Source organism: Denitrobacterium detoxificans (assembly GCF_015062615.1).
GTDB classification, from domain to species: domain Bacteria; phylum Actinomycetota; class Coriobacteriia; order Coriobacteriales; family Eggerthellaceae; genus Denitrobacterium; species Denitrobacterium detoxificans_A.
This window is the reverse complement of sequence record NZ_SUUH01000003.1, coordinates 108,141-125,801: the sequence shown is the minus strand read 5'-3', so window position 1 is coordinate 125,801 and position 17,661 is coordinate 108,141. Positions and strand designations below refer to the sequence as shown.

The 17,661-nt window shown below is 60.5% G+C and carries 13 protein-coding genes and 1 tRNA gene; 2 read left to right on the top strand and 12 right to left on the bottom strand.

Annotated features, from left to right (window positions below):
* Positions 1-75 precede the first annotated feature (75 nt).
* On the bottom strand, positions 76-1,638 hold the full coding sequence (locus tag E7002_RS05710; protein WP_303727903.1) for a hypothetical protein: 1,563 nt from the start codon (positions 1,636-1,638) through the stop codon (positions 76-78).
* Between the two features lie 8 nt (positions 1,639-1,646).
* A complete protein-coding gene (locus E7002_RS05705) occupies positions 1,647-2,978 on the bottom strand; it encodes a hypothetical protein (protein ID WP_303727902.1) in 1,332 nt (443 codons plus the stop codon).
* 95 nt (positions 2,979-3,073) lie between these two features.
* Between E7002_RS05705 and E7002_RS05700 the strand changes: the two genes are divergently transcribed.
* Entirely contained in the window at positions 3,074-3,862 is a 789-nt protein-coding gene (locus tag E7002_RS05700) for a glycosyltransferase (RefSeq protein WP_303727900.1), read from the top strand.
* A 1-nt stretch (position 3,863) separates the two neighbouring features.
* Here the strand turns inward: E7002_RS05700 and E7002_RS05695 are convergent, their stop codons facing one another.
* The 7 genes from E7002_RS05695 to E7002_RS05665 form a co-directional block, all read right to left on the bottom strand.
* Positions 3,864-4,835, bottom strand: a complete 972-nt coding sequence (locus E7002_RS05695; protein ID WP_303727899.1) for a glycosyltransferase family A protein — start codon at positions 4,833-4,835, stop codon at positions 3,864-3,866.
* Between the two features lie 3 nt (positions 4,836-4,838).
* Complete coding sequence (locus E7002_RS05690) at positions 4,839-6,053, bottom strand: nucleotide sugar dehydrogenase (RefSeq protein ID WP_303727898.1); 1,215 nt, start codon at positions 6,051-6,053, stop codon at positions 4,839-4,841.
* Between the two features lie 12 nt (positions 6,054-6,065).
* Complete coding sequence (locus E7002_RS05685; RefSeq protein ID WP_303727897.1) at positions 6,066-8,132, bottom strand: DUF6541 family protein; 2,067 nt, start codon at positions 8,130-8,132, stop codon at positions 6,066-6,068.
* Positions 8,133-8,311: 179 nt separating this feature from the next.
* Positions 8,312-10,555 carry a lysine--tRNA ligase gene (gene lysS, locus E7002_RS05680; RefSeq protein ID WP_303727896.1) on the bottom strand — a complete coding sequence of 748 codons (2,244 nt, stop codon included), beginning with the start codon at positions 10,553-10,555 and terminating at the stop codon, positions 8,312-8,314.
* Positions 10,555-11,025 carry a transcription elongation factor GreA gene (greA, locus tag E7002_RS05675; RefSeq protein ID WP_066660425.1) on the bottom strand — a complete coding sequence of 157 codons (471 nt, stop codon included), beginning with the start codon at positions 11,023-11,025 and terminating at the stop codon, positions 10,555-10,557. Before greA ends, lysS begins: the two co-directional genes overlap by 1 nt.
* Positions 11,026-11,090: 65 nt before the next feature.
* The gene (gene tatA, locus E7002_RS05670) at positions 11,091-11,309 is read right to left on the bottom strand and encodes a twin-arginine translocase TatA/TatE family subunit (RefSeq protein WP_303727895.1); all 219 of its coding nucleotides are present in this window, start codon (positions 11,307-11,309) and stop codon (positions 11,091-11,093) included.
* An 86-nt stretch (positions 11,310-11,395) separates the two neighbouring features.
* A tRNA-Pro gene (locus E7002_RS05665) sits at positions 11,396-11,472 on the bottom strand.
* A gap of 349 nt (positions 11,473-11,821) precedes the next feature.
* Between E7002_RS05665 and E7002_RS05660 the strand changes: the two genes are divergently transcribed.
* Positions 11,822-13,522: an FAD-dependent oxidoreductase gene (locus E7002_RS05660; protein WP_303727894.1), complete on the top strand. Its 1,701-nt coding sequence runs from the start codon at positions 11,822-11,824 to the stop codon at positions 13,520-13,522.
* A 133-nt stretch (positions 13,523-13,655) separates the two neighbouring features.
* Here E7002_RS05660 and E7002_RS05655 read toward each other — a convergent pair whose 3' ends face one another.
* The 3 genes from E7002_RS05655 to aroD all read right to left on the bottom strand — a co-directional run bounded on the left by E7002_RS05655 (position 13,656) and on the right by aroD (position 17,492).
* Positions 13,656-15,170, bottom strand: a complete 1,515-nt coding sequence (locus tag E7002_RS05655) for a helix-turn-helix transcriptional regulator (RefSeq protein WP_303727893.1) — start codon at positions 15,168-15,170, stop codon at positions 13,656-13,658.
* A 615-nt stretch (positions 15,171-15,785) separates the two neighbouring features.
* Positions 15,786-16,664, bottom strand: a complete 879-nt coding sequence (locus E7002_RS05650; protein ID WP_303727892.1) for a shikimate dehydrogenase — start codon at positions 16,662-16,664, stop codon at positions 15,786-15,788.
* A gap of 63 nt (positions 16,665-16,727) precedes the next feature.
* The gene (aroD, locus tag E7002_RS05645; protein WP_303727890.1) at positions 16,728-17,492 is read right to left on the bottom strand and encodes a type I 3-dehydroquinate dehydratase; all 765 of its coding nucleotides are present in this window, start codon (positions 17,490-17,492) and stop codon (positions 16,728-16,730) included.
* Positions 17,493-17,661 lie beyond the last annotated feature (169 nt).

Below are 17,661 nucleotides of genomic sequence, written 5' to 3'. Positions count from 1 at the left end.
ATTGTACGAACGGGCAAGCAACTTCGAACAGCAAAACTTGCCGCTATTGTTCGCCTTCGAGAGGGAGACGTCAACCTAGCGCGTTTCGAGCCAGTCGATGATGTGATCGATTTCGCGAACGTCGGTGCCGCCAGTGGCGGAAGTGTGATCGGCGGCCAGAAGGACGATGTAGTACGTTTCACCATTCACGCTAGCCTTGGCAAGCATGGATTCGCGTTCGTTCGTACCCGTCTTTATGCAGGTGAAATCATTGCTGCCAAGCTTCTGCCCCGAAATGGGCGCGTCGGCAGCCGCAGCGTTCAGCGTAAGCAGCATCATGTCGTTGGCGGTGGACTGGTTGTTCTTCATGCCACCCGAAGACGAGGAGAACCCACTCGTGAACACCCCATTGCCCGGGCCGAAAAGCCCCGACGGCGACACGAAGCTGGTGTTACTCATGCCAATTTCCGTTGCACGCTCATCCATGGCACGCAGCGCATTCGTCATGTCGCCCCAATCGGTTCCCGAAGCGCCATACCGCGCACGGGCAACGTAGCGCGCCAGGGCGTGCGCATACGGGTTCGACGACGTGAGCATGCACTGCGCCTCGATCTTCGCGGCGCTAGCGGTATGCCACGGCTGATTTTCGGGCGTATCGAACGGCGCGGCGATCTGCGTGTCGTACGAGGAGAGGCTCACCTGGCTATCGTCATCCAGGTATTCGCTGGCCAGCCAGCACGTAAGCAGCTTGGTGGTGGAGGCAATCTCGCAACGCGTATACGGGTTCTTCTGCGCAACCACCGTGCCATCGGCCGTGGCCACCAGCACGCCGTAGGCGCTCAGCGAAACGGGCAGGTCAACGGCGGAATCGTAGTTGAGCGTTACCAAGTTGCCCCAGGGAACCTCGGGCTCGCCGACGCTCCAAGCGATCTGCAGTGGCAAGGACGAGCCATCTTCCCATACGTGATTGGCATCGGGCGTAACCACGGCAACGTACTCCCCCGGCTCGACGGCGCTGCCGTCTTCTACGGTGTAGCCATCGCCCTCGGGAACGCCCACCTGGCTGGTCTTGCCATCTGCCACCAGGCCCGATACGGGCTCAGGTGCGGCGATGGGAGCGGGCGCAATCTTCGCCTGGCACACGACGGTGGCGTCCTTGTAGTTGCCGCCGCCATCGACCGTCATCGTTACCTCGTAGCTACCGGCATTGGTAGCCGTAGGGCGTTCGGACTCCACACCATTCACACCATAAGAAACGGAAACGCCTTCGGGTACTTCTTGCATGGAAACGAGCGACTGTTCCTCGCCCGTGAACGTGGAATCGACCGTGAAGGCCGAGACATCGAGCGATGCCTTGTCGATGGTCCACGATACGCACTTGGGTTCGGTGCTACCGTCGGGCCAATGACGGCCCTCGCACAGCGTGGCGGTAACCGTATACTCACCGGCGTTCGTGGCATCCACCTGACCCGACAGCGTATAGCCCTCGGCTTCCGAAACGCCTTCCTGCGCCGAGCCGTTATAGGTAAGACCGCTTGCGATAACGGGCATGGGAACTTCGGCCAACGCATACGCCGCAAAGAACAGGCCAGCGCACAGCGCCAAGACGCCGGCAGTCGCCGCCCATTGAAACGCATTCTTTCGAACGAAGCCACTCACGAAACACCCTACTGCACGTAATCCCAAAGCCAATTGACGATGGCAGTGGTCTCCTTCACGTCGGTTCCGCCCTGGCTGGAAGTGTGGTCGGCAGCCATGAGGGCGATGTAATACGTCTTACCCTTTATTCGTATCATCGAAAGCATGGATTCGCGCTCATTCGTTCCCGTTTTGATATTCGTGAACTTGTGCGGGCTCCCGAACGTGTTGCCCACGATGTGCGTTCCCGCAGGTACGGCGTTCAGCGTGAGGAGCATCATGTCGTTGCCCGTGGAACGATTATTCGTCATGCCCTTGGAGTTGCTGCTGAAATCCTGCGTGAAGTTGCCGTTCTTCGGGCCAAACAAGCCCGAAGGCGAAACGAACGTGGTATTCGTCATGCCAATTTCCACGGCGCGTTCCTGCATGGCGCGAACGCCATTGCGCATGTCGCCCCAGTCGGTGCCCGTTGCCCCGTACTTTTCCCGCGCCACGTAGCGAGCGAGCGTGTGCGCATAGGGGTTCGACGACACGTACATGCACTGCTTGGCCACGACGGATGCCGAATTGGTCTTCCACGGCTGGTCGCGATCGTAGACAAACGGCTGGGCAATCTGAATGTCGTAATCAGAAAGCGTGACCTGGGCATCCCCCAGGCTCTCCTGGGCGAGCCAGCACGTCATGAGCTTCGCTGTGGAGCCCGTCTCGCACTTCTTATTCGGCGCTTTGCTGGCGATGACCACGCCGTCTTCGCGCGCCACCACCACGCTGTATGCGGAAACGGAAACAGGCAGGTTCACCGCCTGAGAGTAATCGAGCGACGTAATGAAGTCGCTTTCAGATGGCTCGTAGCCATACCAGCAAATGCCCTCGGCATTCCAGCCCAAGCTCACGAGGTGGTCGTTTTCCTGCGCGCTCAGCGTGTAATTATGCGATCCCGACGAGGCATTGGGGTTGTACTGTCGATAGAGCGGCTGGCCCGCAGAAGCGCTCGCCGACCTCCAGCCCACGCCCTCGTAGTTCCAGCCCAGCGCAACCAGAAAGTCCTTCTCTTCAGCAGCCATGGTGTAATGATGGTCGCCGCCGTTGGGGTTGTACAGGCGATACACTGGCGACCCCGATGCTGGGGCAATCCAGCCCACGCCCTCGTAGGTCCAGCCAAGGCGATGCAGGTTGGTCATCTCCATCACATTCGCCGTATAGAAATGCTCGCCGCCATTGGGATTGTACAGACGATACATCTTCTGATCGCTTGCGGCATACGCCGAGGCAGGCGCTGCAAGCGCAGCAGCAAACGCCACTGCGGCCACGACAAGCAGCAGCGCAAGATAATGCTTGGAAGTACTCTTAGCGGGGTTCATTCCTCGCCACCCTTCGCGTATCCTTGATACGCTGTCCCAGTTCCCTTTGGCGTAACTATACGACAGCGTTCTGAAGATATGAGGGAGGGAATGACATGTCCACACACGCATTTGCAATCTGCGCCTACGGACAAAGCCCCTATCTGGAAGAATGCATCGCCTCCATCGAGCTACAGGAAACCGCAGCCGACGAGGTATTCATCGCCACATCCACGCCCAGCGAATGGCTAGAAGGCATCGCGCGAAAGCACGGCCTGCCCCTGCACGTGAACAGCGAAAGCCGTGGCATAGGAGCCGACTGGAACTTCGCATATGCGCAAGCAACGACTAGCTACATTACCATCGCGCACCAGGACGACGTCTACCTGCCCGAATACGCCACGCATGCGCGTGCCATGCTCGATAGCGCCAGCGATGGGCTCATCTTCTTCAGCGACTACGCCGAAATCCGCAACGGAGAAACGGTGAGCGACGGCACGCTGCCCCGCGTGAAGCGCCGCCTGCTCGCACCACTCGCCAAGCCCAGCAAGGCACGTAGCACACATGCGCGTCGCCATGCGCTGGCCTGGGGAAATGCTATCTGCTGCCCCGCGGTCACGTTCAATGCGACAAACTGCCCCACCCCGCCGTTCCATGCGGGCATGAAGAGCAACGTAGACTGGGACACCTGGGAACGCCTTTCGCGCATGGAGGGCGCATTCCTGTACGACCCTCAGCCCCTCATGCTGCATCGCATTCACGAGGCCTCTACCACCACGTCGCTCATCGGCGATTCCACGCGCAAGGCGGAAGACCTAGCCATGTTGAAGCGCTTCTGGCCCGCACCCATCGCACACGCCATCGCATGCGTGTACGCGCGCGGGGAAGCCGCCAACGACCTGTAGGCTATTTCAGGCGCAATGCCGCGGCGAACAGGCGCGGATGGCGCACGAATAGCCAGGTGGCAATACGCGCCCCGCGGCTATCGCCCCGCGGTCTGCCCATACGGGCATAGGGGTCGGAACGCCACGCGGGAACGTGGGCGTCGAGCCACGCGCGCAACAGCACCGTGCGTTCCGCAGCTAGTTCCGGACCGTCGCCGTCGCGCGTGAGGAACAGCGAGAACACGCCCAAGCGCACCATGGCATGCACGAACAGGGCATCTTGCCTACCCGACGCATCCACGCCCACGCGATCGACCAGGGCGCCCATGGCGCGGTCGAATTCCAGCCCCTCGGAGGTGCGCTGGCTGGTATTGGACACGCTCTCCGGGTTCATGAACCAGTTGTAGCCGCAGTACGGAACCACTTCCGTACGCTGCGCGGCATAGATGGCCGGAATCGAGAAATACAGGTCCTCGTAGATGTTTGCCGAAAGGAAGCGCAGGTCATTCGCCAGCAGGAATTCCCTACGGTAGAGCTTCGCCCATGCGGCAAGCACCGCGAAGGGCGCCCATTCCTCGCCCGGATGCGGCACGATCTCGCTGGCCACCGAACCGTCAGCATGCGGGCGGCGATAGCCACCAAACACGATGTCGGCGCCTTCGCCCACATGAGATACCAGCTGATCCAGAAAATCGGGATCGAGCCAATCGTCGTTATCCAGGAATGCCACATATTCGCCCTGCGCGAGCTCGATGGCGCGATTGCGCGCCTCGGCTGCACCAGCATTCGCGCGATGCTCCACGCGTACGCGTTTCGGGTCGCGTTGGGCATACGCGTCCAGAATGGCCGGCGAGCCATCGGAAGAGCCATCGTCGATGGCCACGATCTCGAACGATCCGTACGTCTGCGCGAGCACACTCTCAAGGCATCGTTCCAGGTAGCGTTCTGCGTTGTAGACGGGAATGAGAATGGATATGAGCACGTTTTCCGCCATGCACTAGCCCTGGCCGTACAGATCGCGCGTATAAACCTTGCCGCGCACGTCATCGAGTTCCGCCGTCATGCGATTCGCGGCAATGACGTCGCTTTGGCGTTTGAACTCTTCCAGGTCGCGCACCACAGGGCTGCCGAAGAACGCATCAGCCTCCAGCGTGGGCTCGTACACGATAACGCGCGCGCCCTTCGCCTTCACGCGCTTCATGACGCCCTGGATGGACGATGCTCGGAAATTGTCGGAGCCCGTCTTCATGGTAAGGCGGTAAATGCCTACCGTGACCTGCGATGCCGATTCGGCCGACCAACCTGCAGCTTGCAATACGCGGTCGGCGATGAAGTCCTTGCGCGTACGATTAGCCTGAACGATGGCCGCAATGATGTCCTGCGGCACATCAGCATAGTTTGCCAGCAGCTGTTTGGAATCCTTCGGCAGGCAGTAGCCGCCATAGCCGAACGACGGATTGTTGTAATGCGTACCAATGCGCGGGTCAAGCCCCACGGCATCGATGATCTGCCTACTATCGAGCCCACGCGTCTCCGCATAGGTGTCGAGCTCGTTGAAATACGCCACGCGCAAGGCTAAGTACGTATTCGCGAAGAGCTTCACGGCCTCGGCCTCGGTGGCGCTCATGATGCGCTGTGGCGTTTCCTCGTCGAGGCTGCCTTCCTGCAGCAAGGCAGCAAACGTTTCCGCATGCTGGCGCAGAGCCGCCTCGTGCGCACACGTGGGCACGCCCACAACAATGCGGCTGGGATGCAAGTTGTCGTAGAGCGCATGTCCCTCGCGCAGGAATTCAGGCGAAAAGAGGATGTTTGCCTGCGGATGCTGCTCCAGAAGGGACTGCGTGTACCCCACGGGAATGGTGGACTTGATCACGATAGGCACGGCGGGATTCACCGAAAGAACCAGGTCGATAACCTCTTCCACATGGCTCGTATCGAACGTGTTTGCCTGGGAATCGTAGTCGGTGGGCGCAGCAACGATCACCAAATCGGCCGTGCGATACGCCTGGGCGCCGTCGAGTGTGGGATGCAGATCGAGCTCCGCTTCGGACAGATAGCGCTCGATTTCCTCATCGCGAATGGGCGAGATGCCCTGACTCAGCAGTTCCACCTTGCGCGGAATAACGTCCACCGCATCCACGTGGTTGCGCTGAGACAACAACACCGCCAACGATAGGCCCACATAGCCCGTTCCTGCAACCGCAATCCTCACGGCTACCCCCTTCTACTCTGCCACATACGAGCGGTCGATGGCGTACAGGCGCATGTCACCCTCGCTCAGGACGACGGTGAACCCAGGCGTGTCATCGGTGATTTCCTCGATGCCAACCCAGTCTTTCTCCTCGTAGCGCTTTTCGACCATCGTGCGATTATCGGCCCCTGCGTAATCGAGCAGGAGCACGTACTGAATGTTCAAGTCGGACACCGCCTGCTGCACGTCTTCCGAAGTCGAAAGCTCCTTCATGTGCAAACGCAACAGCTTGTCCTGGTCGGACGTACCCACACCGTTCTTCACGCAGCGACGCCAATACGTGTCAAGCCCCTCGACACCGTAACTCCAGCAACTGCCATCGTTGGGTAGGTTCACCACGAGCGCGCCTTCGGGCACGACGTCCTTCACCTGCTGCACGAAGGCATCTTCCTCGGCCGTAAAGCCAATCTGCCACGAGTAGTTCGTAGCCAACTGATGGCGCACTGTCATGAGGCCCATGCGGATGTCGCGCTTCTCGCTGAAGTACACGTGCAACGGGGCGAATTGGCACACGAGCATAACGACAACAACCGCACTCGCAACCACACTCGCGCCCACGGTACCAAGCTTGTCCCCACCACGCAGACGACGCGCGAGGGCCAGGCAGGCGTCGGTAAGCCACAGCAGGCCCATGGCAGCAAGCGGAATGGCGAACAGAGCGGCCATGGCGCCCGTACGACGGTAGTCGGAATACCAAAAGCCCGCTAACAGGTGCTTGATGGGCCAATCGGTGCCCACGTCAACAAAGTAGATGAGCATGGCGCATGCGAATGCCGCCGTCATCCAAAGGTAGCGACGATGTCCCTTGCGGCACGTGCGGATGATGCCCAAGAGCACGACAACACTCAAAAACGGCTGAATGCCGCCATGCGTGCTGAACATGAACGTAAGCCCCGAGGCAATGCCCTCGGCAAGCGAAAGCGTAGCAGGCGTTTCGTATTCGACCACCGCTTGCAGAGGTGGCGCGAAATAAAACCCCACCCACACTACGCACGCCGCAACCACCAGGCCCACCACGCCCAGGATGCGCGCGCGAGAAAATGTGGCATGCTTGGCATTGGGCCCGAAGAAAATGCGCCACGCCACATACGCCACGGCAATGATGCCGAACGTGAATACGCCATTGGGCTGCGCCGCCGCAATGACCGGCAAGGCAATAGCCAGGCAGACGATCCACCGGGCCCGAGAGCCCGCGCCCTGGGCGTCGATAGCTCGCGCCAAGAACACCAGCGCCGCAATCACGAATATCCAAGAGAGCAAATTGCCGAACAGCTGCCCAAAGACCAGAAAGCCCCAGGGGAATCCGCAGAACGCCGGAGTCACGAGCGCGCCCACGTACGCAAGACGCGTGTTTTCCGGAAAGAACTGACGGAAGAAAAGCAACATGACCAGCGGAAACACCAAGACCATCGTGACTATGATGGTAGCGTTGTTCGCCAGCGATACGCTATCGCCGAACACCGAGGCCACAACTGCCGCCACGACGTACCAGGCACCCGGGTAATAGCCACCCGCAATGCCGTGGTCGAGGAACGACGAGCAGTTCAAAATGGAATAGCTACCCGAATCCAAGAAGCCGCGGATCACCGCAATGTGGAAAGCGGTGTCGTCGCTGCGCGAGAATGAATCGGGGCCATCGATGGCGGTAAGGAAAACGATTACGGTAACAAACAGGGCAACGCCAACGTAGAGCAGGACCTGCTTGCCCGCGCCTTGGCAGCAACGAGCGTCAATGCGCTCATCTTCAGAGCGTTGCCACGCATGCGCGCCACGAGGCGCCATGGGCCGAACAACCACGCGGGAGACAACGAAGCATGCCAGGCATATACCCAGTGCGACCAGGGGAAGCGCATACGCGGGCATAACCACGCCGGCCTTGTGGGCAACGATGCCCTCGGCCACGAGCAGAGCCACCGAAAACAGCGGCGCCACAGCCACCGCGTCGAAGCGGCGCATACGCAACGCGCGCGCAAAGAGAAAGCCCGGCACGTACAGCGCGCACGCGCACAGCAGCGTTGCCAGCAGAAGCTCAAACCACATACGTTCCCATTCCCAAGTCCCTGCAAAGCCCCACTCCGGGGGCGTAATTACAATCCACTATCTTAATTCATCGCACGGGACATACGCGAGTGCATTCCGTCACCGCCCACGCTTCCGCAAAAACAAAGCGACCCCGCTCGCAAAGAACGGGGTCGCAGGCAAGCAAGGATGACGAGCGCTTATTCGAATGCGGGGTTACCCTCTTCGACAAGCGCCTTTTCAGCGTCCAGAATGCTCGTGAACAGGTCGGAAAGCTCCATGCCCATGTATTCCGCACCGCGAGCGATAACCTCGCGATCGCAGCCAGCGGCGAAGCTCGCCGTCTTGTACTTCTTCTTCAGCGATTTCAGGTTCATGTCGGTCACCGAATGCGACGGACGCAGCTTCACGCATGCGTTGATGAGGCCAGACAGTTCGTCGACGGCGTACAGCACGCGCTCCATCTGGTGTTCCGGCGTAGGAAGCGCCGCATTCACGTCGGAGTTGTGCGTCTGAATGGCACGGGCGACCACGGGCGCCACGCCAGCTTCGGCAAGCATTTCGGCGGCACGCACCGTGTGATCTTCCTCGGTGGGGAACTCTTCCCAGTCGAGGTCGTGCAGCATGCCCACGATGCCCCAGAACTCTTCATTTTCCGAATCGAACTGACGCGCGTAGTAGCGCATGAGGCCTTCCAGCTGCAGACCGTGCAGGATATGATATTCGTCCTGGTTGTGAGCCTTCAGCAGCTCGAGCGCGGCATCGCGAGAAATGCCAGCCTCCAGCTTTTCGCCCGGCTGGGGAGCGGGCGTGTTGGCAGCTTCGGCAGCAGCGCCGGAAAGCTCGACCCCAGCAGCCGCAGGAGCCTCTTCGGCGGCAGATGCGACAGCTTCGGCAGCGGGAGCCGGAGCGGCTTCCGCAGCAGCAGCTTCGCCCTGCTTTTCCTGCTTGGACTCGGGACGCATGTGCGGGAATAGCAGCACGTCGCGGATGGACGCCTGGTCGCACAGCAGCATGATCATGCGGTCGATGCCGTAGCCCACGCCACCAGCAGGCGGCATGCCATATTCCAGAGCGCGAATGTAGTCGGCATCGTATTCCATGGCCTCGTCGTCGCCGTGTTTCTTGGCTTCCACCTGGGCGGCGAAGCGAGATTCCTGGTCGACGGGGTCGTTCAGCTCGCTAAATGCATTGGCGTATTCGTGGCCAGCAATAACCAGCTCGAAACGGTCGGTAAGACGTGGGTCGGAAGGCTTGCGCTTGGCCAAAGGGCTTACCTCTACGGGGTAATCGCAAACGAACGTGGGGTTCACGATTTCCGATTCGCACAGCTCGTCGTACAGCGTGAAGATGAGCTTGCCGGCGCCCCAGTCGCTCTGCCATTCCAGATGGTTGGCGTCAAGGATTTCGCGCAGGTGCTCAACAGGCGTGTCGAGCGAGACTTCCTCGCCCACATGCTCGCTTACCAGGTCGGACATGGCAACGGAGCGCCACGTACCGCCCAGTTCAATCGTCTGGCCCTGGTACGTAATGGTATCGCTGCCGTTCACGGCGGCGTTGGCAGCGCGGAAGACGCCTTCCGAAAGGCGCTTCATGCCCTCGACATCGTTGAACGCACAGTATGCTTCCATGCTGGTGAATTCGGGGTTGTGCGTGAGGTCCATGCCCTCGTTGCGGAACTGGCGGCCAATCTCGAACACGCGATCCATGCCGCCAACCAGCAGGCGCTTCAGGTGCAGCTCGGTGGCAATGCGCAGATAGCATTCCTGATCGAGCGCGTTGAAGTGCGTGGTGAAGGGCTTGGCGTTGGCGCCGCCCAGCGTTTCCTGCAGAATGGGAGTTTCGACTTCCAGATAGCCCTGCTCTTCCATGAAACGGCGAATGGCGCTGATGATGCGCGAGCGCTTCACGAAGACCGACTTGGAAGCGGGGTTCATAACCATGTCGACATAGCGCTGACGATAGCGCGTTTCCTTGTCGGTAAGGCCATGGAACTTTTCCGGCAGAGGGCGGATGGACTTGCTCTGCAGCTTCCACGTGTCGATGGCAACGGAAAGCTCGCCGCGCTTGGTGCGCAGCACGCAGCCTTCGGCAACCAGCCAGTCGCCTACGTCAAGGTCCTTCAGGGCCTCGAACGATTCCTCGCCCAGTTCATTGATGCGGCAGAACAGCTGAACGTCGCCCTCGCGGTCGCGCAGTACCAGGAAGGCGATCTTGCCCTGCACGCGGCGAGCCATAATGCGGCCAGCTACGCGCACGCGGTCTTCGGTAGACGCACCGTTTTCCAATTCGGCGTACTGCTTTGCAAGTTCGCCCGTAAGATGGGTGATTTCGATGGCTTCGGAGCCATACGGATTCGAACCAGCGGCAATGAGCGCCTCACGCTTGTTCAGGCGCACCTGCCGAGGATCGTCCTCGATGATGGGAGCATTCTGATCGGCCATTAGGCTTCAACCTTGACGATCGTCATTTCGCTCACGCGGCCCGTGGGGCCGGTAACCGTGATGTGGTCGCCCTTCTTGCCGCCCAGCAACGCGGAGCCCACGGGGGATTCGTTGCTGATCTTGTTCTTGCGAACGTCGGCCTCGGCAGCGCCCACGATGCTGAATACGCGCTCGGAGCCGTTCATTTCCACCGTGACGGTGGAACCGATGCTGACGTAACCCTTGCGGGCGCCACCGGCAACGATCGTGGCATCGGACAGGATGCTGTTGATCTCGGCGATGCGAGCCTCCATGAGGCCCTGCTCGTTCTTGGCGTCGTCGTACTCGGAGTTCTCGGAGATGTCACCGAATTCACGGGCAACCTTGATGCGCTCGCCGATCTCGGCGCGCTTCTCGTTTTCCAGGTAATGCAGCTCCTCTTCGAGCTTGCGCTTGCCTTCTTCGGTGAGAACGGGACTCTGATCTGCCATGATTCTATCCTTTGCTTGCCATTTACTAGGGCCGCGACTTAGCAACGCGGCCCCAATTCCTACAGTTACTTGGATTTCTTTTCGGAATCGTCTTCGGATTCTTCGCTGGATTCCGTTTCGTCGAGGTTTTCGCCCTTTTCCGAATCGCCCATGCCCTTGCGGAGATTCTTCACGGTGCGACCAATGGCGCTACCGAGCTTTGGCAGGTTCTTGGGTCCGAAAATCAGCAGGACCACGACGAGGATGATGATAAGTTCGACTGGACCGAGACCACCGAATTTCATACTGCCTCCCACATGTTGGCTCCGATGAGTTTCCCCTCGTTCGGAAGAAGGGGATGCCCCATACGGGAACATCCCCTTCGCGTTCTTGGTCGGGATGACTGGATTTGAACCAGCGGCCTCTGCGTCCCGAACGCAGCGCTCTACCAAGCTGAGCCACATCCCGTTATGCTGCCTTGCGGCCCGAATATAGTATCACATGCAGCGCAAAAAGAAAGTCGCGCATATCATTTCCGCAATTGGCTCTTTGAAAGGGACTCTCGCCGACGCCCACAGGGTCCGCCAAACGACATTCCGCCACGACGCCGGCATCTTCCGCAGAGGGATATCTCCCGTAAAAGCACCCTGGCAAACAAACGAACGCGCATTGGATATCCCCAGCTCAAAGGCTCTCCCCTGTTTTCGGGGAGAGCGCATTTCCCGTTCTTTCGGCGATGTGCGACCCGCAGCGCCGCCCTATGGTGGCCTCGTTGGATGCCCACATAATGGGAGTGGGCGTGACACGAGGAGGGAACATGAGTTCTTCTATTAGTCGACGCGACCTGTTCAAATTCGGCGGCCTCACCGCTGCCGGAGCGCTGGGCGCAGGCGCGCTCGCCAGCTGCTCGAGCCCCAAGGCCGCAAGCGAAAAGCCCGCAGCAGCGGCAGAAACCGATTGGCGCACCAAGCCGGAACCCATCACCGATATCGCCGAAACCATCGATTGCGACCTGGTGGTCGTGGGCGCTGGCAACGCCGGCCTCATGGGCGCCATGACGGCCCAGGAAAAGGGCTTCAACGTCATCGTGCTCGAAAAGGGCGGCGACGTGGCCATGGCTCGCGAAGCCGTAGGCGCCATTGGTTCCCGCCATTCCGTCGGCCATGAAATCGACCATGCCAAGCTGATGAACCATGCCAAGAAGGTGCAGTCGGGCGACGTGAACATGGCGCTGTACAAGACGTGGATGGACAAGTCGGGCGAGTTCATGGATTGGCTCGAAGACCTGGAAGCCCCCAAGGGAATGTCCTTCCCCTTCGAATTCCACGCCCCCGAAGGCGAGGACTGCTACTACCCGCCCATGTGCACCAACCCCGTGATGGGCGAATACATGCCCGAAGGCCCGCAGCTGGGCGCCTATACCCACCTGAAGGTCATGCGCGACCTCTTCCTGGAAGCGGGCGGTAAAATCGAGTTCAACACCCCCGCTCAGCAGCTGGTCCAGGATTCCAACGGCGCCGTGGCCGGCGTTATCGCCAAGGACAATAACAATAAGTACAAGCAGTACAACGCAGCCAAGGGCGTCATCGTATGCACCGGTGGCTATGGCGCCAACAAGGAAATGCTGCAGGATCTGTGCCCCGATGCGTACAACTACTGCACCAGCACCGCCGCCACCACCGAAGAGGGCGACGGCATTCGCATGGCCCTGTGGGCGGGCGCTCACCTGGAAGAAGGCGGCGGCGCCATGGTCTGGAACCGCGGCGTGGTCACCGACAACGAGGAAGTCGGCCCCGAACTGGGCAACCCGCTATACCTGCCCGCCAGCCAGCCCTTCCTGCGCGTAAACGTACGTGGCGAGCGCATCATGAACGAGGACAGCACGTACCCCGAGATCTACGCCATGGGAACGCGTCAGCCCAAGGGCTTCACCTGGCAGGTATTCGACGGCACGTACTGGGAAGACATTCAGCGCTTCGACACCTGCGGCTGCAGCCGCCTGACGCCCGCCCCCAATGGCGGCGCGTTCAACGCCGACGTCTACGATCTCCAGCCCCTTACGCGCGAGCATCTGGAGAGCTTCTGGATGGCCCCTCGTCTGGAAGAGGGCAATCTGAAGAAGTGCGACACGCTAGAAGAGCTGGCCAAGACCATGTTCCCCGACGCCGATGACCAGAAGACCTTCCTGGCAACCGTGGAGCGCTACAACAAGATGATGACCGAGGGTGATACCGACTTCGGCAAAGAGGCCTTCCGCTGCAGCACCGTGGACACGGCCCCGTTCTACGCCATCCGCACGTCCGGCAACTTCCTGGTGACCCTTCACGGCATCGTGACCGACACCGAAAGCCGCGCACTCGATGACAATGGCGACCCCATCCCCGGCCTGTACGTTTGTGGTAACGACCAGGGCGGCTTCTATCCCCACAACTACCCCAGCGAGTTCACGGGCATCAACTGCGGCCGTAGCGGCGCCTTCGCACGCATCGCGGCGAAGCATGCCTGCGGCATCGAATAGACGACTCTCCCGCTTCGGGGGCTCCCCTCCCGCCCCCGCTTTTCCGGCGCGCCCGTTCTGCAGACGGGTGCGCCTTTTACGTTACGGGGCAATGAGCACTTGCAGGCGCGCGGCCTATATAGCGCCGAGAAGGCTAATTGGCCAGGTCGAGCAGCTCCTGACGGCTATGAACGTTGGCCTTCGCGTAAATGTGCTTCACGTGCGTGGCAACCGTCTCACGCGAGACCACGAGTTCATCACGAATGTAGGGAACCGAACGCCCCTTCATGAGCAGGGCGAACACTTCGGTCTCACGCGGCGTGAGGTTCAATTCGCGCGCAAGCTCCTGAATGCGCGAGCCTGATTCCGAAGAGGAAGCATCCTCGACGGGCGAAGCCTGCGCCTTACCGACATCGGGAGTCCAAGCCAGCGCAAAGCTGTCTTTGTCGCCCAGAACGTACATGGTTGCAACAACCAGAAGCACCATGCATACGGCGGCAATCGAGGACGTTTCCGCAGATGGCAACAACGCTTCCAACGCGAACATGACGAGCACGCCCGCCAGGTCGCCCAAATGAACGAAGATCCAACCAAGGCCATATGACTGCGTGGGGGTAGCCTGCCCACGGGCAGCAAAGCGCGCGAAGTACATTTGAGTGATGAGGCAAAACGCAAATCGCGCTCCCAGACCCACGCCAAACGCGATGCAGCCGCCAAGCGTGGCGTCGAGCACGATGAGCATGGCGAACGCGAACGTGAGCACGGGGCACATCCAGCGATAGAGAAACGCAATGGAGAGGCGACGCGGGCCTGCAAGCGAAACGAAGCCAACGACGGCCATGAACGCCAAGCTCAAAAGAACGATTACCTGAAACGCGGCGCCCGACACCATCACGCGAGCCAGCGATCCCACGATGCAGGTGAACAAGCAGGCGCAGAACACGCCCCACCCGCTGCGCCCCATGGCCCGCATGGCGCTCATGGGCTTGCCGCGCACGGAATCGTGCGCCTGCACCAAGGCATCCTCCTCGGCGCGATGGAGGTAATCAGACGAAACCGCCGAGTCACCGTCGCGGCTCCACGCAAGCACGAACAACGCACCCGAAATGAGCGGGAAGGAAAGTACGAACGCGCAGGCCACCCATCCGCTCATGGCCGATGCCGCCAACACGAGCATGGCGGCAATGATGGCGGAAAGAAGAGCGGCGGCCTCGACCTCGTCCTGGGGGAGACGCGCGTACAGCTCGCCCCAGAGCACCCACATGACACCGCTACCCAGGCCATTTAGCACCGAGCCAACCAGGTACAGCGCTGCTGAGGAGCAATCGAGCACCGAGCAAAACGAAAGCAACAGCGTACCGAGCGCGGTGAGCACGGGAGCACCCCAACGAGCCCATCCCTTATGAGCCACCGAGCCAATCCTACCCTCGAACGCCACGAGCACGACGAGCACCAAAATGGCAACCGTAACGGGCGCGCAATCGACGAGCAAGCGAGAAAGTGCATCAAGCCCCATGCCCTCGCGATTGGGTACGGCCGAAACCGCAGGCCCCGCATAGAACGCGCAGAATACCCACGCAAGCAAGAAACCCCAGCCCAACTTTCTAGGCGCAATAAACGACGTGTACGACACTTCCCCTCCCGGCAGCTTTGCAACATACCGAAACATTGTACTTGAAGTGCCTACGGCAGACCCCTTGCATACGCCAAGCGACACTCGATAGCCCCCACGCGGAGAGCGGGAGGCGAAGCCTCACGCAAATCCGCGCCCAACCCACAGGCATAAACTGCAATGAGCGCGCAACCGAAGACAGCGCCTTTCGCCCGGAGGGCGAAACAGCGGGATGGAGTTCACCGTCGACCCGAACCAACCGGCTTGCAAGTACCGGGGCACGATGGACACCCACGACCCAGCGAGCCCCACGCAAGCGACCCGCAACGCCAGCGCTGGTACAGGGCCTCCCCTTGGGAGCGAGCGGCCCACCGACTCAGGCCGGTCCGCGGGTCCCCGAAGAGGCACTGTGAAAGCAAACAAAAAGCGCTGAACCCAGGGTTGCCCGCGGAGAGCGGGAGGCGAAGCCTCACGCAAATCCGCGGGCAACCCCGGGCAGCGCGCAGTAAAAGCATGAACCAGCGAGCGCACGAGCGTAGGTTTAGGCCCGTGCGGGGCCTAAACCACGCGAGCAGCGGAGCGGGTGCCTCGCAGGGGACCCGCGGACCGGCCCGGCGAAGACTCACGGTGCCCCCGAGGGGAGGCCCCGTACCAGCGCCCGAGCGGAAACGCTTACGAGTAGAGCTCGCGCTCGATCATGTCGGTGTCCATCTTGATCCCGTACCAGATCTCCTCGCCCACGGCCGCCTGCTCGATCATCATGCCAAGGCCGCCAACAACGGTGCAACCCTTGGCGCGAGCGTCGTTGATGAGCTGGGTCTCACGCGGGAAGTACACGGTATCGGCCACCACGGAACCGGGCTTGATGAGCTCGGCGGGAACGGGAGTGTCGGTGCAGCCCTCGCCCATGCCCACGGGAGAGGAATTCACCAGCACGTCGGACGACTGGATGGAAGCGGCCAGCGCCTCCATATCGCCCGTGACGAACAGGTTCACCTTGCAGCCGGTCTTCTCCTGCAGCTTGGGGGCAAGCTCCTTAGCGTTCTGCGAGCCCTTGCCCTCGGGCATCTCGAAGACGTCGATTTCGGTCATGCCATCGAGCGCGGCCTGCACCAGCACGGCGGAACCCGCACCACCGCAGCCAATGAGCGTGAGCTTCTTGCCCTTGATGTCAACGCCATGCTTGCGCACGTTGTCCCAGAAGCCAACGCCGTCGGTGTTGAAGCCCTTCGTCTTGCCATCGCGATAGCGAATAACGTTAACGGCGCCCATAAGAGCGGCGGCATCGTCGAGTTCATCGAGCAGCGGAATGATGGCCTGCTTGCAGGGCATGGTAACGTTGCTGCCGTCCCAGCCTTCCATGACCTTCATGGCCTCGATGACCTTGGGAAGCTGAGCGTTGTCCTTCACATCGAAGCACAGGTACACGGTATCGATGCCCTCGTGCTCGAACGAAAGATTATGCGTGGCAGGCGACAGCGAATGCGTCGTGGGATTGCCAATGAGCGTAATCAGGTGGGTATGTCCGCTGATACGTGCCGATTCTCCCATGTTCTCTCCTCTTCGTATGCGAAACCAATACTATATGCACCCCGCAAGAGCGGGGCGTAATGCCTATGCCAACGTGGCGTGGATGTCGCCCATCATGCGCTTCGCCTGTGCCACGTCCACCTGACCGGGCGCGGATGCCTTCTGCACGGCCACGAACGTAAGCGCGCTGCCAAACATTTCCCCCGCCACGCGTGTAAGACTGCCCATGGGGCCCATGGCCATGGTGAGCAGAGGGCGCTCCGTATGCAGGCGCGCCACCTCGTCGGTAGCGGCAAGCACGTTCAACGCATCGCGCGGGCACGTAGCCATGGTGGCGATCTTCGGAATGTCGGCACCCAGGTCGACCATATGCGTGAGCAGGGAAACCATCCATTCGACGGAGGGCGTGCCCCGGAAATTGTGATAGGAAACCACGGCGGCAACGCCGTGAGCATGCGCGCATTCCACCAAGTCGAGTACGGCCTTGTCGCCAATCCAGGTCTCGATGTCGACCATATCGATGAACTCGTCTTCGATGAGCACACGATTCAGAGCAACGTACTCCTCTACGGGAAGCGTGCATTGACCGCCCTGGCTTTCCGAGCGGAAGGTAAACAGAAGCGGATTATGGGGAAGCGAAGCGGCAAGCTGGCGCGCATCGTGCACCATAGAATCGAAATCATGTTTGTTCGCGCAGAAATCACCACGCCATTCCAAGCAGTCCACTCCAGCAGCAATAGCTTCCTGAGCCGCCTCGAGCGCGCCATGCACATTGGGCGCCATAAGCGACGTAATGGTCTTGGGGACTCCCGCCCCGATTGCCATGCCCTTGATTTCCAACGGTTTCATAGCCGAACTCCTTTGGATTGGATGGACCATGCTGCTTGCGCATTTGTTCCATAGTAGCGCGCGGGAAACAATGCGAACACGGGCTTTTCGCCCCAACAGCGAAAAGCCCGAAAAATAGAATGGAAATGGCTTCAACCTACGCGCACATTGAATACACCCTGATGAGATA